This window comes from Nonomuraea sp. NPDC050691 (genome assembly GCF_040654455.1).
GTDB lineage: Bacteria > Actinomycetota > Actinomycetes > Streptosporangiales > Streptosporangiaceae > Nonomuraea.
Window position 1 is genome coordinate 51086 of record NZ_JBFAIA010000007.1, and the last position, 20374, is coordinate 71459.

General features: G+C 69.9%; 24 protein-coding genes. 11 read left to right on the forward strand and 13 right to left on the reverse strand.

Features of this window, described 5'->3' with window-relative positions:
• Positions 1–7: 7 nt before the first annotated feature.
• Genes pyrF through AB0H81_RS04845 form a run of 8 tightly spaced genes read right to left on the reverse strand, consistent with a single transcriptional unit; the run spans position 8 to position 5929 of the window.
• Positions 8–685, reverse strand: a complete 678-nt coding sequence (gene pyrF, locus AB0H81_RS04810) for an orotidine-5'-phosphate decarboxylase (protein WP_358369294.1) — start codon at positions 683–685, stop codon at positions 8–10.
• Positions 615–1007, reverse strand: coding sequence for a hypothetical protein (locus tag AB0H81_RS04815; RefSeq protein WP_358369297.1), 393 nt, complete (start codon positions 1005–1007; stop codon positions 615–617). Before AB0H81_RS04815 ends, pyrF begins: the two co-directional genes overlap by 71 nt.
• A complete protein-coding gene (locus AB0H81_RS04820; protein ID WP_358369299.1) occupies positions 1004–2119 on the reverse strand; it encodes an aminotransferase class V-fold PLP-dependent enzyme in 1116 nt (371 codons plus the stop codon). Before AB0H81_RS04820 ends, AB0H81_RS04815 begins: the two co-directional genes overlap by 4 nt.
• On the reverse strand, positions 2107–2970 hold the full coding sequence (locus AB0H81_RS04825; protein WP_358369303.1) for a radical SAM protein: 864 nt from the start codon (positions 2968–2970) through the stop codon (positions 2107–2109). The genes AB0H81_RS04820 and AB0H81_RS04825 overlap by 13 nt, the downstream gene beginning before the upstream one ends.
• Positions 2967–4190, reverse strand: a complete 1224-nt coding sequence (locus AB0H81_RS04830) for an aminotransferase class III-fold pyridoxal phosphate-dependent enzyme (protein WP_358369306.1) — start codon at positions 4188–4190, stop codon at positions 2967–2969. The genes AB0H81_RS04825 and AB0H81_RS04830 overlap by 4 nt, the downstream gene beginning before the upstream one ends.
• Positions 4181–4633 carry an NUDIX hydrolase gene (locus AB0H81_RS04835; RefSeq protein ID WP_358369309.1) on the reverse strand — a complete coding sequence of 151 codons (453 nt, stop codon included), beginning with the start codon at positions 4631–4633 and terminating at the stop codon, positions 4181–4183. Before AB0H81_RS04835 ends, AB0H81_RS04830 begins: the two co-directional genes overlap by 10 nt.
• Positions 4626–5234 (reverse strand): dTMP kinase, encoded by a 609-nt coding sequence (gene tmk, locus AB0H81_RS04840; protein WP_358369312.1) that lies wholly within the window; start codon positions 5232–5234, stop codon positions 4626–4628. The genes AB0H81_RS04835 and tmk overlap by 8 nt, the downstream gene beginning before the upstream one ends.
• A complete protein-coding gene (locus AB0H81_RS04845; protein WP_358369315.1) occupies positions 5174–5929 on the reverse strand; it encodes a hypothetical protein in 756 nt (251 codons plus the stop codon). Before AB0H81_RS04845 ends, tmk begins: the two co-directional genes overlap by 61 nt.
• A gap of 529 nt (positions 5930–6458) precedes the next feature.
• On the opposite strand from AB0H81_RS04845, the gene AB0H81_RS04850 reads away from it, so the two are divergent.
• The 3 genes from AB0H81_RS04850 to AB0H81_RS04860 are packed head-to-tail and all read left to right on the forward strand — an operon-like array spanning position 6459 to position 9532.
• Complete coding sequence (locus AB0H81_RS04850; protein WP_358369317.1) at positions 6459–7541, forward strand: hypothetical protein; 1083 nt, start codon at positions 6459–6461, stop codon at positions 7539–7541.
• Complete coding sequence (locus AB0H81_RS04855) at positions 7538–8284, forward strand: class I SAM-dependent methyltransferase (protein WP_358369319.1); 747 nt, start codon at positions 7538–7540, stop codon at positions 8282–8284. The genes AB0H81_RS04850 and AB0H81_RS04855 overlap by 4 nt, the downstream gene beginning before the upstream one ends.
• 9 nt (positions 8285–8293) lie before the next feature.
• Positions 8294–9532: an MFS transporter gene (locus AB0H81_RS04860; protein ID WP_358369321.1), complete on the forward strand. Its 1239-nt coding sequence runs from the start codon at positions 8294–8296 to the stop codon at positions 9530–9532.
• A 30-nt stretch (positions 9533–9562) separates the two neighbouring features.
• On the opposite strand, the gene AB0H81_RS04865 is transcribed toward AB0H81_RS04860, so the two are convergent.
• The 3 genes from AB0H81_RS04865 to AB0H81_RS04875 all read right to left on the reverse strand — a co-directional run bounded on the left by AB0H81_RS04865 (position 9563) and on the right by AB0H81_RS04875 (position 11448).
• Positions 9563–9745 (reverse strand): hypothetical protein, encoded by a 183-nt coding sequence (locus AB0H81_RS04865; protein ID WP_358369323.1) that lies wholly within the window; start codon positions 9743–9745, stop codon positions 9563–9565.
• Positions 9746–9842: 97 nt separating this feature from the next.
• Positions 9843–10127, reverse strand: coding sequence for a hypothetical protein (locus tag AB0H81_RS04870; RefSeq protein ID WP_358369325.1), 285 nt, complete (start codon positions 10125–10127; stop codon positions 9843–9845).
• A gap of 100 nt (positions 10128–10227) precedes the next feature.
• Entirely contained in the window at positions 10228–11448 is a 1221-nt protein-coding gene (locus tag AB0H81_RS04875) for a cytochrome P450 (RefSeq protein WP_358369328.1), read from the reverse strand.
• A 304-nt stretch (positions 11449–11752) separates the two neighbouring features.
• Between AB0H81_RS04875 and AB0H81_RS04880 the strand changes: the two genes are divergently transcribed.
• From AB0H81_RS04880 to AB0H81_RS04895, 4 genes are read left to right on the forward strand one after another with little or no spacing between them, the layout of a single operon-like run.
• Entirely contained in the window at positions 11753–12097 is a 345-nt protein-coding gene (locus tag AB0H81_RS04880; RefSeq protein WP_358369331.1) for a hypothetical protein, read from the forward strand.
• Between the two features lie 13 nt (positions 12098–12110).
• The gene (locus AB0H81_RS04885; protein ID WP_358369333.1) at positions 12111–12962 is read left to right on the forward strand and encodes a hypothetical protein; all 852 of its coding nucleotides are present in this window, start codon (positions 12111–12113) and stop codon (positions 12960–12962) included.
• Positions 12959–13363: a YbaB/EbfC family nucleoid-associated protein gene (locus tag AB0H81_RS04890; RefSeq protein ID WP_358369336.1), complete on the forward strand. Its 405-nt coding sequence runs from the start codon at positions 12959–12961 to the stop codon at positions 13361–13363. Before AB0H81_RS04885 ends, AB0H81_RS04890 begins: the two co-directional genes overlap by 4 nt.
• A 3-nt stretch (positions 13364–13366) precedes the next feature.
• Positions 13367–13753: a YbaB/EbfC family nucleoid-associated protein gene (locus AB0H81_RS04895; protein WP_358369338.1), complete on the forward strand. Its 387-nt coding sequence runs from the start codon at positions 13367–13369 to the stop codon at positions 13751–13753.
• Here AB0H81_RS04895 and AB0H81_RS04900 read toward each other — a convergent pair.
• Positions 13712–14566: an isocitrate lyase/phosphoenolpyruvate mutase family protein gene (locus AB0H81_RS04900; RefSeq protein WP_358369341.1), complete on the reverse strand. Its 855-nt coding sequence runs from the start codon at positions 14564–14566 to the stop codon at positions 13712–13714. The genes AB0H81_RS04895 and AB0H81_RS04900 overlap by 42 nt on opposite strands.
• Positions 14567–14680: 114 nt before the next feature.
• Here AB0H81_RS04900 and AB0H81_RS04905 point away from each other — a divergent pair, with 114 nt between their 5' ends.
• From AB0H81_RS04905 to AB0H81_RS04920, 4 genes are all read left to right on the forward strand, one after another.
• Positions 14681–15670 carry a DUF5937 family protein gene (locus AB0H81_RS04905; protein WP_358369343.1) on the forward strand — a complete coding sequence of 330 codons (990 nt, stop codon included), beginning with the start codon at positions 14681–14683 and terminating at the stop codon, positions 15668–15670.
• Positions 15671–15734: 64 nt separating this feature from the next.
• Positions 15735–16889: a methyltransferase gene (locus AB0H81_RS04910; protein WP_358369345.1), complete on the forward strand. Its 1155-nt coding sequence runs from the start codon at positions 15735–15737 to the stop codon at positions 16887–16889.
• Positions 16890–16977: 88 nt separating this feature from the next.
• On the forward strand, positions 16978–17400 hold the full coding sequence (locus tag AB0H81_RS04915; RefSeq protein WP_358369346.1) for a hypothetical protein: 423 nt from the start codon (positions 16978–16980) through the stop codon (positions 17398–17400).
• 182 nt (positions 17401–17582) lie between these two features.
• A complete protein-coding gene (locus tag AB0H81_RS04920) occupies positions 17583–18965 on the forward strand; it encodes a cytochrome b N-terminal domain-containing protein (RefSeq protein WP_358369349.1) in 1383 nt (460 codons plus the stop codon).
• Between the two features lie 355 nt (positions 18966–19320).
• On the opposite strand, the gene AB0H81_RS04925 is transcribed toward AB0H81_RS04920, so the two are convergent.
• Positions 19321–20256, reverse strand: coding sequence for a LysR family transcriptional regulator (locus tag AB0H81_RS04925; protein WP_358369351.1), 936 nt, complete (start codon positions 20254–20256; stop codon positions 19321–19323).
• Positions 20257–20374: the final 118 nt, after the last annotated feature.

The following is a 20374-nucleotide window of genomic DNA, read 5'->3' on the forward strand; positions in this document are numbered from 1 at the left end:
GCACGTTTCACCTCCCGGCAGGAGCGAGCGCGGAGAGGCCCGTCACCGCGGCCAGCGGGTCGTCACTGGCGTAGATGGCGCGGCCGACAATTCCGTACGTGCCGCCGGACGCGAACACCTCGGGCAGCGTGCCGCCTTGGGCCCCGACCCCGCAGCAGACCACGGTCGCCTCGGGACCCACCACTTCCCGAATGCGCGCGATGCGATCGGGCCTGTTCCCCGGCGCCTGCACGCCGAAGAGGCCGAGGTCGCGGGCGAGCTTGGCCATGTCCTCCGCGATGGGCGCGGTGAACATGCGCCCGCCAGGATTGGTCAGCTCCAACTGCATGATCAGCCCGACGTCGGGTCCCGCCGCCTCGATGCAGAGCTCGAGCGCGTCCGGCCCCACGAAGCCGTGGATCATTGCGGCGGACCCGCCGTTGTCACGGATGAGCTCCACGATCCGCGCGTCCGTGTGCGGCACGTCGGCGATCTTCAGGTCGGCGAACACCGGCAGGCCGTACCGTTCCTTGAACAGCCGGATCACCCGGATGCCGTGCTGGTAGACCAACGGGCTCGCCAGCTTGACGACGTCGACGTGGCCGGCGATGAGGTCGAGAACGCGGAAATTGTCGTCAGGAGTGCCGAGATCCGCCGCGAAGATGATCCCGCTGCGCCTGGTCCCGAACATGGACGTGTTCGCCATCACATTCCTCACTGTCGTTGCCGAAGGCGACCGCGGCTTCGAGTGCCGCCCGGATCGCCGCAGGTGAACTGCCCCTGGTCACCGTCAATGAGCTGCCGGGCGCGGCGATGATGGTGCCGACGTCCGGCCGCCGGGCCATGAGAACGTTCGCCGCCGTCAGCTCCAGCAGGCGGAAGCCCTGAGCGCCGAGCCCCTCGCGCAGATCCGCCAGCACCACGAGCGCGGTGCCTTCGAAGGCCAGCGCGTCCGGATCCTCGGCGCACGGGCGTGCGGTCCCCAGGTGGATGAGCGTGCCGTGACGGCTGCATCGAGGGTCGGTCATGTGTACAGGTCCGTGAGCGCGCGGTCCAGCTCGGCCACGACGGCCACGGCCCGCTCGACCTGCTCGGCGGAGTTGTGCCTGCTCACGCTGAAGCGCAGGGTGCCCAAGGGAAGTCCGAGCTGGCCGTGGTGGACGGGCGAGCACATCAGGCCCCCGCGGACGATCACGCCCTGGAGCCCCAGCGTGCGCGCCCAGTCCAGCTCCGGGTGCCCCACGGTGACCGCACACCCGACCACGCCGGTTCGCGCCCCGTCCGGCGGCGGTCCGATCGGCCGCAGCGACCTCATCTCGGCCAGCCCCGCGTGGAGCAGGGCGACGAGCTCGGCGATCCGCTTCCTGTCAGCTTCTTGCTCCTCCTGCGCCCTGGCCAGGGCCGCGGCCAGGGCCAGCGCGGCGGGCGCGTTGGGGGTGCCGACCTCGACCACGTTGCCGTCGCCGCTCCAGACGGCGTCCTCGGCGCCCGCTCCCGTACCGCCGAAGACCAGCGGCCGCAGCGCCCTGCGGGCGACGAGGACGGCCGCGCCGGGCACCGCGCCCAGATGTTTGTGTCCGGGGAAGACCACGTAGTCGGCGGCGAGCGCCCCGCCCATGTCGGCCGCTCCGGCCGCCTGGCTGGCGTCGACCAGGATGGGACAGCCGGGGAACCGTTCCCTGAAGCCGGCCAACGCCTGCTCCACGCCGAGGACCGCACCGTTGACGTTGCTGGTGTGGGTGAGACAGATCAGGTCGGGCACGAAGCCGGGGTCAAGGAACTCCTGCGGCTCATCCTCAAGCGAATAGAGGTCCACCACTGTCAGCCGGCCGACGGCGTTGGCGGTGCGCAGCACGGCGTTGTGCGACCTGTTGTCGGCGAGGATCCGCCCGCCGCGCGCCGTCCCCTGGATGACGTAGTTGATCGCCAAGGTCCCGTCGGACAGCAGCGCCACCTCGCCCGCGGCGACCCCGAGCAGCTCGGCGATCCTGGCGCGCGCCACGTCCGCGTCGGAATCGCCCGCCGCGTGCCTGACGTCGGCGGGCGCCGTGTTCAACGCCTCGTTGTACGCGGCCACCGCGACCTGCTCCCGCGGGTACGCCGTGGTGGCGTTGTTGAGGTAGACGATCACTGGCCACATCCGCGGCACGAGACACACAACTCGGGATAGCTCGACCAAATCGGAGGGCTCGGCTCCCGGTCGAGCTGCCAGGCGTTGACGCAGATCGCCGAGTGGAAGATCTTGATGTCGCCGGCTTGCCTCAACCTGGACACGAATTCGATGAAACGGTCGTCGAGGCCGCGTGAGGTCAGCCCCGGATGCACGGGATGCCGGTGCGACCGGGTTCCGCGTTCATTGGCCTTGTAGAGAATGCCGACGCAGATCGAGTCGGGCGGGTGGGCCAGCAGAAGCTCGATCAGCCGGTCCGTGTCACGCAGCATCGAGGGCAGGAACGGCTTGATGTACAGGCACGAGGGCATGCCATGCGCCCGGCAGCGCTCGAAGTTGCGGAGGCGCTCGATGATCGGCGCGGCCCCCGGCTCGACCTGGTGAGCAGCCGAGACGGTGGTCATCGAGGTGAACCAGACGACCTGCTCGGGACGCCGGGCGGCATCGGCCACCTCTGCCAAGGCGCGCTCGGGCAGGCGTTCCTTGGTGGAGAACTGGACGGGGTTGCCGAGGCGCAGCACCCGCTTCGCCGCGAACAGCACCCTGTCGGTCGACTCCGGCGTCTTGAACGGCTCGGTGTCGGGGCACATGCTCACCACCGTGCCGTCCGGTCCGGGCTGGAAGCTCTCGTCACTCACGAGCGCGTCGATGGAGGCGCGGAACTGGTCGAAGTCGACCAGCTCCTGCACCTCGCGGAAGCCGTCCACATAACAGTAGGAGCATCCGCTTCCGCAGCCACGGGAGGTGACGTTGACGAACACCCGGCCGGGCTCCGGGGCGAGACGTACCTCTTCGAGGAAGCGCACGTTGTCGATCGTCACCGGCTCATCTCCTCACGCTTCCATGCCTCCAAGCCGGCACGGAACCGTTCGACGAGCACGTCGGCGTCCATGTCGGCATGGGCGAGACTGACGAAGGACGGATGTCCCTGCAGGATGAGAACGCCCGCCGAGGCCATGTGCTCGGGCAGCCGGGCGCGGGCGGCGAGGTCGCCGAGCATGGACGGCGCCCAGGCGACCTCCCACATGGCGCCGTCGAACAGCGGCACGGCACGCACGCGGCCCGCTGTCTCCGCCTGCTCAGTCGCCTCCTCGAAGGCGGCGGCGACGGTCCTGCCCGCACCGCGGAGCAGCGCGTAGCCGTCGTTCTTCGACATGCGCTCCGCGGTGGCCGTGGCGGCCCAGAGCGCCAGGAGTTCCTTGCTGAAAGTGCCGCTCACGCGGGCGCCGCCGTACGCGGAGATCATCGAGGGCGGGCCCAGGAGCAGGCTGAGCGGCGCCCCGTTGGCGATCGCCTTCCCCAGCACCACGTAGTCGGCCTGCTCGTGCAGGTCGACGAGGGCGCCGAGAGGAGAGACCCGGCCTGAGGTCTTGGTCTCATCGATGATGATCCTGATGCCGTGCTCACGACAGAGCTCCATCCCCGCCTGAAGCCAGCCACCATCCAGCAGCGTCGCCTGGTAGGCGTCGACGGCCAGGCAGGCGTAAGCGTCGGGTGCCGTGCGGACGATCTCCCTCAGCTCGACCGGGTCCAGGCCGACCCAGTCCGCGGGCCGTTCCGCGCCGTGAACGCCGCGAAAACCCTCGTGATACCTGACCTCCGCCCTGGCGGGACTGCTCAGCGGCTCGTGCCAGCGGGGCGAGCTCGCGATGAGCGCGTCGTGCCAGCCGAGGTAGCCGCATCGGATGAAGCTTCGCCGGCCCGTCTCCATGCCGGCCAGGCGCACGGCCGCGGTCACCGCGTCGGAGGAGTGCTTGAAGTATCCGACGCTCCACCTGCCCGCATCGCACACGGCCTGGGCGAAGTCGTCGTGGGCGCTCGTGTACCCGGGCAGATGGATGCCACCGCCCATGAGCTCAAGGACCCGCGACGACCAGTCCGGATCGGCATGTCCGATGACCACCGGGCCGAACCCGCAGATGAAGTCCAGGTAGTCGCGCCCTTCGCGGTCGAGGACGGTCGCGCCGCTGCCCGAGGCGTACACGATCGGCGTCCCGTCCGCCCGTCGCTGCCGGGTGACCTCCGATGCCGCTACAGGCATGCCGCCTCCCCACGGATCTCGGCCAGGCTTGACCGCGCTGATTCCGTGAGCAGCCCGCCGCACAGCTTTGTCAGGGGCTGTGACAGGACGTCGGCCATGGGCACGAAGACGAAGCCGGCGTTGTACTCGGGTTCGCGCACGCTCGGCTCGCCGCCGAGCAGAAGAGCGAGGAAGGGATGGACGAGCCAGCGATGGAGCACTCCCCTGGTGTCCGGCACGGTCAGACGTTGCGGAGTCAGCGGCCGTACCACCCGTAGGAGCAGGTCGCCGGCTTCCTCGGTCACCTCGCGGTGCAGCGCGTCAAGAAGGGACTCGCCCGCGTCGACCTCGCCCCCGAGGGGCTCGATCATGCCTACCTCGTCATGGCACGCAGGGCCGCGCCGATGCAGGACGACGCGCGCGTCGGCGGTGAGCAGCACACACGCGACAGCCCGCCTAACCACAGCCCACCTGCTTGCGGATCAGCTCGGCGACCGCCTCTCGCGGCTGTGCGCCGTCGATGACGTGGAAACGATCATCGACGCCCCAGGGCCGGCTCAGGAACATCTCCCTGACCCGGGCCATGCGCTCCAGGTTGACCTCTTCCTTCTTGTGGGAGCGGCCGTCACGGCGGAGAATCCTGCGCTCGCTCTCTTCCGGGCTCATGTCGAGGTAGAAGACGAGATCCGGGGCCGGCACGAACTTGTTGAGCGCGAGCAGCCACGGCAGCTCGTCCAGCCCGCGCGCCAGGAAGTAGGCATAGCTGGAGTAGACGTACCTGTCGGTGAGCACCACGTCCCCCTGCGCCAGATGGGGGCGGATCTCCGTACGCAGGTGTCGTAGCCGGTCCGCGGCAGCGTAGAGTGCCATCTCCCTGAGCGCTGGAAGCTCCTCGGCCTTGCTCACCTCGTCGTTGAGGTAGGCGCGCACCAATGGATCGTTGCGGTAGGCCGTCGTGGGCTGCCGCGTGACGTACACGCTGTGCGCCGGCCTGAGCGCCTCGCTCAGCAGCTCGATCTGGGTGGTCTTGCCTGATCCGTCGAGACCACAGAAGGCGATGAACACGCGAATCTCTCCAGGAATTCATGGATGCGCCGGCCCACGTCACCGGCTGGGATCATGGTGGGCGGGACGACCGTCGGCTGGGTGGCGCGGTCACGGTTGTAGCCATGGGAGAAGCCCCGCGCGGCCGGCGCGGTCAGCACCAGCGTGGCGGCCATCCCCAGGCGCTCGTGCTCGATGAGGTGCGGCAGCTCGTAGTGCAGGTCATGTGTCCGGCCGGCCTTCAGCACGACGGTTTCCGCCAGGCTCAGAGCGACTTGCCCGGCCCGCTCGATCTTCTTCCTGCCGTCCGCGTCGGCGTCGTGAAGGCGATGTGCGAACCACCCCGTGCCGCTGTCCACCCTGTCGTAGTTGAACGCCATCAGCTCCCCGGCGAGAACGCGGGATGAGAAGCACCACCGGTGGTCGTGGATCTGCGGATCACGCGCGGGCCCGTCCCAGATGTGCAGCCGCAGCCGCCAGGGGGCATGGGCGGGCCCGGCGAGCAGGCAAAGCTTGGTGAAGCCGTTGCGGTGCACGTGCGACAGGCCCACAGGTCCCTCGCGGTCACGGAGCTCGGCCGCCTCGGCGAGCAGGGCCGCGCATGCGTCGTGCCGGGGCAGCAGGTCCCGAAGCCCGGCACAGGAATCGTGGCCGGCGAAATAAGCGGTGACCTTCTCGGCGAATTCGTGGACGACCGCCGACCGCGCGGACCTCATCGGCAGGTCTCCCACGAATGGCTTTTCAAAAGGCCGACGAGAATCATCCGTCACGACCCCCTTTATCCTGCCGGCGATGCCGACTCAGATTAGGCAGCCCGATTTTGGCCGGTCAAGGCACTGGAATTCGAGAGCAGCACCGCTTCCACGCCCCGGAAACGGATGCGCCACCCCTTCCAGACGCGTTCAGGAGGCGCCTTGACGGCCACGTGAAGGTTGCGTGATCCAGAAAACGTGCTGCATGATCTGGGACATCTGCCCGACCAGCAAGAGTGGTGTTATGCCACGCCCACGGGCCGCGTTTCATGGTCGGGCTCCCTCCCGGCAATCCGTCGCGGAGAACGGAATCTCTAGCAAAGGAGAGACCCCAATGATCGCTCTCGCCGTCCACGAGATCGAGTCGATTCGCCAGGGCGAGACCATCGAGATCACCAAGATGGCGGACGTCTCCCTCTAAGGAACCGCCGTCATGCGGGCCGGCCCTCCACAGGGGCGGGCCGGCCACTCGACTCGACCGCTGGGATCCGCAATGCATCTCGACGACCTCGGTCTCCTCGACGACCAGAGACGCGCAATCGACGTAGCCGTACAGAATGTTCGCACGCAATACGATCCGCTCTTCGTGTGCCTCGGCGGGAGCCTGGCGGTCGGCCTGGGAAACGCCACGTCGGACATCGACCTCATCGCGGTCGTTCCCGGCTCGGCCACCACACCCAGGTTCGCCGACAAATACGGCAGCGAGGACCTCACCGTGGACGTGGAGATCTACTCGCTGGACGAGCTGCGGAGCATATCCGCGGAATTGCTGTCGAGAAGAATCTGCAGCGACGACTACCGGTGGCTCTTCCAGGACCGCAAGACGATCCGCGATTTCGGCAGGATACACAGCGGCGTGCCCATGGTGGGCCACGACGAATTCGAGGGGTGGAGAAAGTCCGTCAGCGAGCGTCGCCTGCGGCAGATCCATCTCGCCTACTACGGGGCGGAAGCTCACAAATTCGCCCGCGACGCCTACGGAGCCGCCGTCAAGGGGGACACCGGCACGGCGTGGGCGACCTCTCAGCACACCCTGACGCTCGCCACGGAAATGCTGCTGACGGCCGTCGAAGGCAGCTACCTCGCGGAAAGGGAGAAATTCACGATCACGCGGCTGGTGGGCAGCGGGCTGGGCGACGCGGTGACAGCCGGCATCCTGGAACGCCTCAACCCGCCGGGCGGCTACCAGCCAGAGCACGCCCTCACTCATGTGCGCGACAGGATCGAGCTGAGCGAACGCCTGACCGGAATAGCGGGCCTCTTCTCCTGGGACCAAGAGCTCTCCGCGACTCTCGCCACAGACCTCCTCATGCTTCCTCCCCAGCTCGACTGCGGCTGGGAGGTCCTCTTGCCGTTGGACGGCGCGGTGGCCCTGGGCGGACGACAGGCGGGCGAGATGTCGAGGGCGACAGCGCTGGTCTGGCTGCTGGCGCACCTCTATCCGGCACATGAGATCGCCGCCCGTTTCGCATCTCTCGCGGGGATCGACAGCCCGCGGTTCGTCACCGAATCCCTGCGCCAGATCACCGCCACCGGATTCATTCCGGCCGGCTCAGGAAGGTGTAACCGCACATGATGGGCTTCGAGCCGGACACCTACGGCGAAGCGGCCGCGGACATCTACGACTCCTACTACGAGCGGCTCGTCCCCTCACCCGAGCAACTCGCCGCTCTCGCCGGCTTCGCGGGGAAGGGACGCCTGCTCGAGGTCGGCGCCGGCACGGGGCGCATCGCCATACCGCTGGCCAGGAACGGGATACCGGTGACGGCCACGGATGTCAGCCGCTCGATGCTGGACATCTTGCGGGTCAAGTGCCACGAGGGCGGCCTCGACATGGACATCCGGCATGTCGACGTCGCGCGCTCCGCCGTGGCGGGCACCTACGCCGCCGCCTCGTGCCTGTTCAACACGTTCTTCATGCTCGGCGACGACCTTCGCCAGCGGCGGTTCCTGGCGAACGTCCATGCCTGCCTGGAACCACGCGGCGTCCTCATCCTGGAGAACTTCACCCCTGGAACCTCCGGGCTCGGCTCCGGCGACGAGTTCGTCAAGGTCAAGCACATGAGTGCCGGCCGGTTGGTCATCCAGGCGATCAGGGCCGATCGCGAGAATCGCGTTTTGGAGTCGCAGGACGCCATCATCGAGGACGGATCCATCCGGCTGGTGCCATGTGTGATGCACTACCACTCCGCCGAGCAGATCGACGGCATGGCAGCCGAGGCCGGCTTCAGGCTCCGGGAGCGGTGGTCCGACTGGCAGCGGTCCGCCTACGACGACGCCAGCCGCAAGATGGTCTCCGTCTTCGAGAAGCCGGCGTAGGTCCGGCCCGTGGCGTTCAGGCAAGGCAAGTCAGCGGTCCGGCTCGGCTTTCCCACGCGCCGGCGGCTCGGATATCCGAGAGACTTCTACCGCATCCTGCTGGGGAGAGTCACCACGTCGCTCGGCTATGCGCTCGCCCCCCTCTCCAGCGCGTTCGCGTTGCTGGACCTGACCGGCTCAGCGGTCGACGTCGGCATCGTGGTGGGTGCCAGATCTTCGTCCTATGTTGCCTTCGTGGTACTCGGCGGTGCGATAGCGGACCGCTACTCTCGCAGACCGGTCCTGATCGTGTCCTGCCTCGTCGGGGGCTGCTGTCAGCTCGGAATGTCCGCGAGCGCCGTACTGGGAACCGTACACGTGGCGCCGTACGCGATCCTCGCGGCAGTCACCGGCGTGGCGAGCGCCTTCTCCCTGCCCGCCGCCGCGGCGGCGACGGCTGAGGTGACGCCCCAGGACGCGCGGCAGCGGGCGAACGCCGTCGCGCGGCTCGCAATGACCACCGCCACCGTGACCGGCACCGTTCTGGCCGGGGGCGTCGCCGCGTTCACCCAGCCGGCCTGGGGGCTCTGCGCAGCCGGGGCGCTGGTCGTCTGCGCGGCCGGGTTCTTCCGCCGGATCACCGAACCCGCCGAGCGGCCGGCCCGCCCGAGCCTCCCGTCCGCGCTTCGCGAAGGCTGGCGTGAGTTCTCGGCGCGCACCTGGGTCTGGGTCATCGTTCTCGCGTTCGCCCTCATGAATGCGGCGCTGTCCGCCAGTGTGCAGGTCCTGGGCCCGATCCTGGCCGATCAGGAGTTCGGCCGCCCCACGTGGGGCATCGTCCTCGCGGCGCAGAGCCTGGGACTGGTCACAGGTGGCCTGATCGCTCTACGGTTCACCGCGCGCCGGCCTTTGCTGGTCGGCCTGACATGCGCCGGGACACAGGCGTTCCTCCCCCTGGCCCTCGGCCTGCGGGCCCCGGCGATCGTCCTCGTCGCGACGGCGTTCTGCGTGGGCGCCGGAGTACAGCAGTTCAGCATCGCCTGGCTCGGTGCGCTGCAGTCCCACATCCCGGCTGATCTGTTCGGGCGGGTGTACTCGTACGACGTGCTCCTGTCGTCAGTGGCGGTGCCCGTCATGCAGTTCTCGATCGCCCCGATATCAGCCGCCCTCGGCGCGCACCGGACCTTGGTCATCCTGGGGTGCCTGATCACAACGGCACTGCTTCTCGCGCTGATGAGCAGGAGCGTCCGCACGGTCGATCGCTCGTGACGGGCATCCGGTCCGGACGCCGAACCACGCTCAGACCGGCTCGCGATGGTCGTCGCCGGGCACGGCCAGGACCTCGCAGTCGAGCTCGATCTCCCCCACCACGGGATGCACGCTCAGCGCCTGGACGACGCCGCAGGTCGCCGAGGCCGTGATCCGCGAGTCCGCCGCCGTGGACCGGCCCGCGCCGCCCACGGACGCGGTCGCGAAGGTCACCGGCGAACCCGCCCGGACGTACGGCCAGTGGGCCCGCGACCACGCCGAGGACTTCGGCGCCGCCTGACGAGCGGTGCCGCCGGAGCGCGGGCAACCGCTACCCGGACGCCACCACCTCGCCGGCCGTGACCTGCGGAGCGTTCGGAAGCAGGGAGGCGAGACTTTCCCGCACGTAGTCGGCGGCCCTCTTGGTGGATTCCTCGGCCCCGGCCTGATCCTCGAAGACGCTGGTGGAGAGCATCACGCCATCCCCGGCGTCGACCCAGTAGTAGGCCACGAACCCGGGGACCTGGCTGATGAGCGGGACGAACTCCTCACTCACCCGGCGTCCCGCCTCGGCGGGATCGGTCACTCCCTCGTACCGCCGTACCGTCGCGTACATGGCCGTCCTCCCCTCCGGGGCCCAAGATCGCCCCATCGGGGAGGACGTACCCCCGCCATGTGCTCTCAGATGCCAAGGGCCGGCAAATGAATCATGCCCGTCAGGACGTGGTGAGACCGAGATCGACCGGCAGGGACAGCGGTCCGATCGTGAAGAACGACGGGGAGTAGGCGATGTCGTCGGGGTCGATGGCGAGGCTGAGCCCCGGCAGCCGCCGGTACAGCGAGGCGAGGGCCAGCCTGCTCTCCAGCCGGGCCAGCGGCGCCCCGATGCAGTAGCGCGGGCCGTGGCCGAAGCCGAGGTGCCCGGTCTGCTCACGGGTGATGTCGAACCGGTTGGCGCTGTCGCCGTATTCCGCCGGATCGACGCCACTCGCCTGGTAGACCACGCCGACCGCGTTGCCCTTGGGGATGTGCACCCCCGCGATGGTCACGTCCTCCGCGGTGAAGCGGAAGCTGGTCATCATCACCGAATGGCGGTAGCGCAGGGTCTCCTCGACCACGTCGGCCCAGCGGTCCTCGGCCTTGGCCAGCCGGAGCTGGTCCGGGTTCTGAGCCAGGGCCACGATGGCGTACCCGAGCAGGTGGACGGTGGTCTCGTGACCGGCGACGAGCATGAGCCACAGCACGCCGACCAGTTCGTCGGTGGTGAGCCGGTCGCCCTCGTCTCGGGCCTGCACCAGGCCGGAGGTGAGGTCGTCGCCAGGTTCGCGCTGCTTGCGCTCCACCAGTTCGTGCAGGAACGCCTGCAGCTCGTTCTGCGTCGCGAAGGCCACCTCCGGCGGAGTGGTGTGCGCCAGCAGCGTGGAGGTCCAGTTGCGCAGCCGGAGCCGGTCCTCGGCGGGGATGCCGAACAGCTCGCAGATCACCCACATCGGCAGCGCTTCGGTGAAGGCGGGCACCAGGTCCACGCCGTCACCGGCGGCCACGACGTCATCCAGCAGGCCATCGATGATCTGCTGGATCCGCGGCTCCAGGGCCTGCACCCGGGCCGGCGTGAACGCCCTGCCGACCAGGCCGCGTAGCCGCCTGTGGTCGCCGCCGTCCATGGTGGACAGGTGACCGCCCTGGATGATGGCGCGCAGCGGCCAGTCCTCGGGAATCGATCCGTCATACAGGGCGGGCCAGTGCCGGGGGTCCCTGAGGAAGGTCTTGTTGTCCCCGGCGAGGATCTCCCGCACGGCCTTGTGCGTCAGCGCCAGGTAGGCGGGCACGCCGCCCGGGAATTCCACCTCGACCACGGGGGCGATCTCCCGTAACCGGATGCAGGTGTCGAGCGGGTTCTCGCCCGCGGCGGGGAAGGAGGGCAGGTGCGTTGTCATGTGACCCTTTGGGGAGGAGGACGACGAGCCATAGGTGATCAGTGATCACCACCTGCCGCAATCTACGCATCGCGGGACTCTGTGTCAGTAACGCGAGGGTTACCTTCCGTTCACTCGTCGCCGGATCGGTCACGGCGCCTCCGGAGACGCGGATTGGTGATGATACAAAGAGCCCGTGTTGAATGATCATGGTTCGTCGTTCATGGCCGGCTCTCCGACTTTGGTGAGCCCGTGCCCGCACACCCCCGCCTGCCCGCCGCCCGCCTGCCTCCCGCAGAGCCTTCGGGCCCAGTCGGCGCGGACCGTGTCAGCCAGGCTGGCTCCACCGCCGGACGACACGGGCAACCGCCCGAACGGTTACGACGTCAGCGAGGGGTACGTACGGAAGTTCGCCGGCACCATGGACAGCTCGGCCGTCGGCGTGGACACCGTCAAGCACTGGACTCCCCGCTTCGAGGGCTGGCACCTGATCCCCATGGCCGGCGTGCCCATAGTCGGCTTGATGTTCGTAGACCGGTTCAACACCGTCTCCGACGCCTGGCAGGATTGCGCCGGCATCCTGTCCAGGTTGCTGCGCGACGACAGCGGCAAGGTCTTCCAAGCCGCCGACAACTACGCCGCCGCCGACCGGAAGAGCAAGACCGCGTGAGGAGGAATCCACGATGACGGTTCCGTCCGGCGAACCGCCGAAGCTGATCCTGCCGGGTCCTACCGCGCCCACGGGCGACCAGCGACTGTACGTCACCAACGCCAACGGCGCCGTGCAGCGGACGATCACGGTCAGCCCCACGCCGCGTACCGACCCCGGCTTCTACCGGCGGCTGATCCAGGGGCTGAACCCGTTGCGCCAGAGCAGCAGAGCCGCGATGGCGCTCTCCGGGCTCGGTCTGGCCGCGCTCGCGCTGGACGTGGCGGCCACCCTCAACGCGGGCAACCCGTTCCTGTTCTCCCTCCGGCGCGATCTGTGGAAGGACATGGCCGGGGCGTTGGAGGGCAGCCGGTCCGACCTGTGGCGCTCGTTCTTCGACGACATCACCCCCTACTGGCAGGGCCTGGCGGCGCAGAACCTCCAGCAGTACATCCGGTTCAACGTCAACGGCCTGTACGGCCAGCTCGGCAAGATCTCCGGGGCGATGAGCAGCACCATGAACAGCCAGTACAAGGAGGTGATGGAGTACGACCTGTCGGTGTTCGGGCTCTATGCCGCCTCCGCCCCCATACTGCGCGCCGTGGCCGCCATGAGCACCCACCCCGTCGGCAAGGTCGCCCTGATGACCCAGGTCGGCGTGTTCATGAGCGCCGCCGGCAACCTGGTCAAGCAGTTCACCGACGTGTACAACTCGTACGAGAGCGAGCTCAACAAGCTGGAGCTCAAGCTCAACGACCTGAGGGGCGCCTTCTACCGGGCCGGCAACCCGGCGCTGGGGGCGCGCGACCTCCACCTCACCGACGCGATCGCGGACCCCGACGTGCTGGACGAGTACTGGGTCCCCGCGGCCAAGGGCTCCTCATGAGGAACATCGAGGCGTTCGCCGACGGTGAGCCGGGCGATGTCCCCGGCCTGCTGCGCGAGGCGGGTGATTGGGCCCAGGCCGTCACCGAGGCGTTGCACGGGCTGGAGGAGGAGCGGCTGGCGGGCTCCGACCCCTCAGGGGTGGTCCGCGCCGAGGTGACCGGCAGCGGGCGCCTGCGCGGGCTGTCCATCGACCCGCGCGCCCTGCACGGCCTGCGCGGCCTCGACCACGTCCAGCTCGCGCACGCCGTCCAGGAGGCGATCGCCGCGGCTCACCAGGCGATGGGCGAGCGACTGACGGAGGTCGTCCAGGACCTCGCGGGCCAGGCGCAAGGCACCGCGGGCGCGGGCGCCGCCGACCCGCTCGACGGTTACATCAGCGACGTGCTGCGAGGAGACTGAGCGATGGAGGGGACTGACGGGATCAAGGAGTTCGAGGAGGCGCAGGCGCGGCTGGACGCGCTGATCTCCGCCGCCGCGCGAGCGGAGGCGAGGGCGGAGGAATGGAGCGCCGCCGCGTTCTCCGGCCGGGCCGACGACGGCGGGATCACGGCCGTCACCGACGCGCTCGGCGTCCTCGTGCGGCTGGAGATCTCTCCGCGGAGCCGGAGACGGCTCGACGCGACGGGCCTGGCCCACGCCATTCTGACGGCGATCACGGCGGCCGAGGACGCCGCGGCGGCCTCCAGGGACGCGCTGTTCGCGGACCTGCTTCCCGCCTCGGGCGGGATCGCTCCGGACGGCCCCGCGTCAGCGGCCGAACAGGGCGTCGAGTTCACCGAAGTCCAGTGAACCGTCCAGCGCTGTGAGACCTCCCGTGCCGAGCAGCTCGGCGGCGGCCCGCCGGGTCGCGGCGTAGGCGGCCTGGGCCAACCCGGTGCCCAGGCTGACCCTGCGCACCCCGGCCCGCGCGAGTTCGGCGACCCCGGGGCCACCGGCGACGGCCATCGCGTTGACCGGCAGCGGCGACGCCGCGCAGAGGGTGGTCAGCACGTCCAGGTCGAGCAGGCCGGGGACGAAGACGCCGTCGGCCCCCGCCTCGGCGTACGCCGCCGTGCGCTCCAGCACTGCGCCCAGCCGGCCGTCCGACGGACCGATCCCGAACAGGAAGACGTCGGTGCGGGCGTTGACGAACAGTTCCGGCAGGCCCGCCGCGGCCGCGGCGTCCCTGGCGGCGCGCAGCCTGGCGCCCTGCTCGGCGACGCCGAACAGAGGACCGCCGACGGCCGTCGAGTCCTCCAGATTGACGCCCACCGCACCGGCCTCGACCATCGCCCGCACGGTCGCGGCGACATCCGCCGGGGCCGGCCCGTACCCTCCCTCCGCGTCGACCGTCACCGGCACGTCGACGGAGTCCACGATGCGCCGCGCGGCCTGCGCCATCTCACCCCGGCTGAGGCCCTGCCCGTCCCCGCGGCCCAGCGACCACGAGACGCCGCCGCTGGTCGTGGCGATCGCCGTGGCGCCGGCCGCGGCGATGACGGCCGCGCTCGCGGCGTCCCAGGCGTTGGGCAGCACCAGTACGGGCTCGGTGCTCAGCGCGCGGAACAAGCGGGCCTTCCGCTGGGTCGCGGCGTCGGCGGAGGGGGAGCTGGCAACGGACATGTGCGTGACTGCCTTTCGGGTCGTACTGCTTGCTGCTTCCGGGATCCTGCTAGGCAGCGGAGCGAGGGTCCACTGATTAAGCTCTGACCGAATCCGGGGAGCAGTGGAGGCGGCATGAAGGCGCGGCTGGCGTTTTCGGTGAATGACCTGGCCGAGACCCGGTTCGCCGTCTCGCCCATGTGGGAAGTCGTCACCAGCGTCAGAGCGCTGGCCGCCGCCGTGGTGCCGCGCCCGCACCGCGGCTGGGCCGACCAGGTACGCTCCCGGCTCGCAGCCGCCGGGCTCGATCGCGGCTGGCTGGCCGACATGATCCCGCCCGCCGGCCACCTCCCCGACTTCCTCAACCCGGCACCGGCGACCCCGTCCCCCGGCCTGCCCGACGAGCTGGCCGCCATCGCGGCCACCGACCCCGAGCAGGTACGGCGAGACCTCGACCACCTGGCCGCGGAACGCGGAGGCGCCCTGTCGCCCCGGCTGCGGGGCCTTCACCGGGCCCCTCGGACATACCTGCCCCGGATCGTCGCGGAGATCGAGACGTACTGGGAGCTGGCGATAGCGCCCTACTGGGCGAGGATCCGCTCGGTGCTGGAGGCGGACCTCTTCCACCGGGGCCGCCAGGTCGCCGAGCAGGGTACGGCCCAGGCGCTGGACGAACTGCACCACACGGTGCGCTGGACCGCCGGCAGCCTCCACCTGGTGCAGCGGCACTGCGCCATCACCAGGATCGACACCGGAGCCGGGTTGCTCCTGGTGCCGTCGGTCTTCGCCTGGCCGCGGGTCCTGACCCGGTCCGCCGGGTCCGAACCGCCCCAGCTGGCCTATCCGGCGCGCGGGATCGGCACGTTGTGGGAACGCCGGGCGCATGCGCACACGGACGCCCTGGCCGCCGTCATCGGCCGATCCCGGGCGTTGATCCTGGCCGAACTGGACACGCCCGCCTCGACGACCGAACTCGCCCAGCGTTCGGGCCTTTCCGCGGCGGGCGTGTCCCAGCACCTCACCGCCCTGCGCGCCGCCGGCCTGACCAGCGCCCACCGGGCGGGCCGTTCGGTGCTCTACGCCCGCACCGGCCTCGCCGACGCCCTGCTCACAGCGCAGACGTGAAGGACGCCAGCCAGGAGACCTCGCCCCCAGCGATCCCGCGCGCGAGTCGCTAGCCTGAGGCGCGATGAACCATTTGAGCACGTCGAGAGGTGAGTTCGCCCTCACCCGCTTCCCCGAGGACCCCCGCGATCCGCTCCGCGCGTGGGACGCCGCCGACGAGTACCTGCTGCGGTATCTCGAGGGAATCGACGGTGAACCCGTCGACCTGTCGGGCACCGTGGTCGTGCTGGGCGACCGCTGGGGTGCTCTGGTCACCGCGCTCGCCGATCACCGCCCCGCGCAGATCACCGACTCCTACCTCACCCAGCAGGCGACCCGGGCGAACCTGGGCCGCAACGGGGTCGCCGGCGACACGGTACGGCTCTGCACGACCATGGACGCGCCGCCGCCCCGGATCGACGTGTTGCTGATCCGGGTGCCCAAAGGGCTCTCGCTCCTCGAGGATCAGCTGCACCGTCTCGCGCCGCACGTGCACGCGGGCACCGTGGTCGTCGGCGCCGGAATGGTCACCGAGATCCACACCTCGACCCTCCAGCTGTTCGAACGCATCCTCGGGCCGACCAGGACGTCGCTGGCGGCGAAGAAGGCGCGGCTCATCTTCTGCTCACCCGACCCCGCGCTGCCCCGTGGCGCCAGTCCGTGGCCACGCAGCTACGCGCTGCCCACCGGCATCGGAGCGGTCTCCGGGCTCACCGTCACCAACCACGCGGGCACCTTCTGCGCCGACCGTCTCGACATCGGCACCCGGTTCTTCCTGCAAAATTTGCCGCCGCTCCGAGGTCATGGACATGTCGTGGACCTGGGCTGCGGCAACGGGGTGATCGGGCTCGCCGCGGCACTGGCCGACGGCGAAGCCAAGGTGACGTTCATCGACGAGTCCTACCAGGCGCTGGCCTCGGCGGAGGCGACGTTCCTGGCGAACGTGGACTCGGCCGACAACGCGACGTTCCTGGCGGCCGACGGCATGTCGGGCGTACCGGCGGGCACGGTGGACCTGGTCCTGAACAACCCGCCGTTCCACACGCACCGCGCGAGGACCGACACGACGGCCTGGCGGATGTTCAACGGGTCACGCGCGGCACTGCGCCGCGGCGGCGAACTCTGGGTGGTCGCCAACCGGCACCTCGGCTATCACGTGAAGCTGCGCCGGCTGTTCGGCAACTGCGAGGTCGCCGCGAGCGACCCCAAGTTCGTCGTCCTGCGGGCCGTCAAGCGCTGACCATGTGCGGCCTCCCCCGCGTTCGGCCCGCCGCCCGCCGATCTGCGGCCCCCGTGAGCCGCTTGCCGGTCCGGTACGTCTAAGGAGCATGAGGAGCAGGCAGACAGCGCTCGCGGCATCGTTCGCCGTGGTCCTGAGCGCGACCATCGCGCCCCCGGCGCAGGCGGCGACCACGCAGAAGAAGGTGCTGGTGGAACTGCGCGAGACGGGTGGCTTCGCGGGGTTCAAGGATCGTGTGATCGTGTACACCGACGGGTGCGCACGGGTGAGCCGCCGTACGGGCCCCACCGTGGACAAGTGCCTCACCGGCAAAGAGATACGTACGTTGCGCGGCCATCTGAAGCACCTGCGCGTGGGCCGTTCGGAAGGACAGCCGCCGGGAGCCGACTTCATCACGTACACGCTCACCTACCGGGGCCACCGCGCCAGCCGCTACACGCTGCCCAGCACCTGGAAGCCGGTGGTCCGGCAGCTGGAGCAGGTGCGCCAGAAGTACTGGGCGCCGGACTGACGTACCCGGCGACGGCGCCCGCGCCATCCAGTGGGACTACACCGGCAGCGCCGGGTCTGACGACAGGCGTCACCGGTCCCGCGCCGGTCTCGGTGACGTGAATCACCGTCATCGGCGCCTCGGCGATGTCACAAAACCCGGCTCCCATCTGTCTTATGAGCAGACAAGCTCAGGGAGCCCACATGCGTTCTTCGCCGGCCAGGCGCCGCTCGTTCCAGTTCTCCCACTGGTCTTTCATGTTCGCCGAGATCGCCGTCTGGTCATTCGTCGTTCTGGCGGTGACCGGGGCGGTGCTGATGGTGTTCTACGACCCCGGCATGTCCCAGGTCACCTATGACGGTTCGTACGGCCCGCTGCGCGGACTCTTCGTCAGCAAGGCCTTCGACTCGACCATGCGGCTGAGCCTGGAGGTGCGCGGCGGTCTGCTCATCCGCCAGGTCCACCACTGGGCGGCGCTCGTCTTCGTGGCGGCCGTCGTGTTGCAGCTGCTACGCATGTTCCTCACCGGCGCCTTCCGCCGTCCGCGGACCGGGCAGTGGCTGATCTGGGTGACGCTGCTGGCGCTGGGCATGGCCGCGGGCGAGACCGGCAACGCTCTGCCCGACGACATGCTGTCGGGTGGGAGCCTGTGGCTGATCACGTCGGTGGTGCAGTCCATCCCGGTGGTGGGGACCTGGGCGCTGTCTCTGCTGTTCGGCCCGGACTTCCCCGGTGACAGGGTCATTCCGGTCATGTACGGCGGGCACCTGCTGATCCCCGCCCTCATGGCCGCCCTGCTGGTGGCCCGTGAATGGCTGATGCGGCGACACGGCCACTCGCGGTTCATCGCCTCGCTCCCCGCGCGGAGCGGCGCACGCCCGATGATGGCGCTCGCGACGACGGGCATGCTGGTCATTCTCGGGTTCGGGTTCCAGATCGCCCCCATCTGGCTGTACGGCCCCGCCAGGCCGACGCAGATCTCGGCGGGCTCGGTCCCGGACTGGTACATGGGGTTCCTCGACGGTGCCCTCCGGATCATGCCCGGGTGGGAACTCACCCTCGGGGACCACACGCTCAGCCTCGCGGTCCTCGTCCCCACGCTGGTGATACCCGGCGTCTTCTTCACCGCCCTGGCGGCCTACCCGGTCGCCGAGCGCTTCCTCCTCTCGCGACGCGGCCGCCGCGACGCGATGGGCCGGCCCAAGACCGCGAGCCGCATGGCTCGCGAGACGGCCGCGCGTGACGTGCTCGATCAGCCCCATGAGACACCGGTGAAGACGGCCATCGCCGTCGCGGGCATCACGTTCTACGGCCTGCTGTGGGCGGCCGCGGCCAACGACCAGATCGCCCACCAGTTCCAGCTCACCGTCAACGCTGTGACGATCTTCTTCAGGTGGGCTGTGATCGTCGGCCCCGTCATCGCCTTCGTCATCACCCGGTGGATCTGCCTCGCGCTGCAGCAGACGGATCACGACGTGGCCGAGCACGGAGTGGAGACGGGCGTCATCACGCGGTCCCCGGACGGCGGATTCCACGAACGGCTGACGCCGGCGCGGCAAGAGCCGGCGATCCCCTCAGGGAGATGACGGTGACACCGGACAGGCCGTAGGTGGTGATCGTCGGAGCCGGGGCCGCCGGACACCAGGCGGCCCGCACCCTGTCGCGCCGGGCAGGAGGCGGCGCGGACATCGTGCTGGTCAACCCGACCGGCGTCGCGCTGCACCGCGAGTTGCTCCAGGGCCTCCGCTGTCTCGGCGCACAGCGTCGGCTTCGTCGTCGAGCGGTTGCGCGAGCAGCCGATGCACTGGATCCTGGCCGATCCCGCCGAATGGCTGCTGCCCGACGTACGGCACCGCCTGTCCCGCACCACGGCACGGACGCTGCGGTCGCGGGGCGTGGAGGTCCGGACGCAGACCTCCCGACCCGCCGGGGCGGCGGCGTTCAGCGCGGGATCGCCCAGTCCGGCACCCAGGTCCCGGCGGCGCCGGTGCCGGCCGCCGTGACGGCGAGGTGGGCGCGGAGGGTGGCCAGCGCGGGGTGCGGGTTGTCGCGGTGCCACAGGAACGAGTGCGGGTAGACGGGCGTGGGGTCGGTCACCGGGATGCGGCGCAGGCCGTGGCCGGCGGGCCAGACGAGGCGGGTCTGCTCACCCATGAAGGTGGCCAGGGCCGGAGTGTCGGCGACGGTGTCGAGCAGCGCGTCGGAGCCGAAGTTGGGGCCGGTCGCCTCGATGGTGAGGCCGAACTCGGCGACAAGGTCGTCGTAGTAGGCGGCCCACTCGGTACCGGGGACGACGCCGGGCATCCAGATCCGGTGCCCGGCGAGCTGAGCGAGGGGCACCGACCGGGCCGACGCCAGCGCGTGACCGGGACCGGTGAGGAGCTGGAGCTGCTCGTCGAGCACTCGTACGGACTCGATGTCCTCGGGAAGGGGCCGGCCCGGCATGGCGACGGCGCGGAAGGACGCGTCGATCGCCCCGGATCGGATGGCGGCGACAGCCGTGTCGACGTTGAACAGCATCACCACGTCGAGGTCGATCTCGGGGTGCGCGCGGTGGAAGCCGCGCATCAGGCCCGACGCCGCGCTGCGCGAGGCGATCACGTCGACGCGCAACGGACGGCTGCCGGCGCGTACGGACGCGACGGCCCGCTCGGCGGCGCGCAGCAGCTCCCGGGCGTGGGGGAGGAACGCCTGCCCGTCGATGGTGAGCTCGGCGCCGCGCGGCGTACGGGTGAACAGCCGCACGCCGAGGTTGCGCTCCAGCGCGGCGATGCGCTTGGAGACGGCCTGCTGGGTGACCGCCAGCTCGGCGGCGGCCTCCTGGAACTGCCCCGCGTCGGCGGCGGCTACGAACGTCCGGACGGTGTCGAGGTCCATGCGGACATCCTATGGATACAACTGCTGGTTGTGGCTGGACGGCCTTGCGGTTGTTTGATCTCAGGGCATGGCGCTCGCTTTGATGCTTCTGATCGCGGATCGGTTGTGCGGGTGAGTG

What these genes read in the sequence shown, in the direction of transcription:
- pyrF (WP_358369294.1), bottom strand. Translation starts at nt 685, where the DNA reads ATGGCGAACACGTCCATGTTCGGGACCAGGCGCAGCGGGATCATCTTC.
- AB0H81_RS04815 (WP_358369297.1), bottom strand. Translation starts at nt 1,007, where the DNA reads ATGACCGACCCTCGATGCAGCCGTCACGGCACGCTCATCCACCTGGGG.
- AB0H81_RS04820 (WP_358369299.1), bottom strand. Translation starts at nt 2,119, where the DNA reads ATGTGGCCAGTGATCGTCTACCTCAACAACGCCACCACGGCGTACCCG.
- AB0H81_RS04830 (WP_358369306.1), bottom strand. Translation starts at nt 4,190, where the DNA reads ATGCCTGTAGCGGCATCGGAGGTCACCCGGCAGCGACGGGCGGACGGG.
- AB0H81_RS04845 (WP_358369315.1), bottom strand. Translation starts at nt 5,929, where the DNA reads ATGAGGTCCGCGCGGTCGGCGGTCGTCCACGAATTCGCCGAGAAGGTC.
- AB0H81_RS04850 (WP_358369317.1), top strand. Translation starts at nt 6,459, where the DNA reads ATGCATCTCGACGACCTCGGTCTCCTCGACGACCAGAGACGCGCAATC.
- AB0H81_RS04855 (WP_358369319.1), top strand. Translation starts at nt 7,538, where the DNA reads ATGATGGGCTTCGAGCCGGACACCTACGGCGAAGCGGCCGCGGACATC.
- AB0H81_RS04870 (WP_358369325.1), bottom strand. Translation starts at nt 10,127, where the DNA reads ATGTACGCGACGGTACGGCGGTACGAGGGAGTGACCGATCCCGCCGAG.
- AB0H81_RS04875 (WP_358369328.1), bottom strand. Translation starts at nt 11,448, where the DNA reads ATGACAACGCACCTGCCCTCCTTCCCCGCCGCGGGCGAGAACCCGCTC.
- AB0H81_RS04885 (WP_358369333.1), top strand. Translation starts at nt 12,111, where the DNA reads ATGACGGTTCCGTCCGGCGAACCGCCGAAGCTGATCCTGCCGGGTCCT.
- AB0H81_RS04890 (WP_358369336.1), top strand. Translation starts at nt 12,959, where the DNA reads ATGAGGAACATCGAGGCGTTCGCCGACGGTGAGCCGGGCGATGTCCCC.
- AB0H81_RS04895 (WP_358369338.1), top strand. Translation starts at nt 13,367, where the DNA reads ATGGAGGGGACTGACGGGATCAAGGAGTTCGAGGAGGCGCAGGCGCGG.
- AB0H81_RS04900 (WP_358369341.1), bottom strand. Translation starts at nt 14,566, where the DNA reads ATGTCCGTTGCCAGCTCCCCCTCCGCCGACGCCGCGACCCAGCGGAAG.
- AB0H81_RS04905 (WP_358369343.1), top strand. Translation starts at nt 14,681, where the DNA reads ATGAAGGCGCGGCTGGCGTTTTCGGTGAATGACCTGGCCGAGACCCGG.
- AB0H81_RS04910 (WP_358369345.1), top strand. Translation starts at nt 15,735, where the DNA reads ATGAACCATTTGAGCACGTCGAGAGGTGAGTTCGCCCTCACCCGCTTC.
- AB0H81_RS04915 (WP_358369346.1), top strand. Translation starts at nt 16,978, where the DNA reads ATGAGGAGCAGGCAGACAGCGCTCGCGGCATCGTTCGCCGTGGTCCTG.
- AB0H81_RS04920 (WP_358369349.1), top strand. Translation starts at nt 17,583, where the DNA reads ATGCGTTCTTCGCCGGCCAGGCGCCGCTCGTTCCAGTTCTCCCACTGG.
- AB0H81_RS04925 (WP_358369351.1), bottom strand. Translation starts at nt 20,256, where the DNA reads ATGGACCTCGACACCGTCCGGACGTTCGTAGCCGCCGCCGACGCGGGG.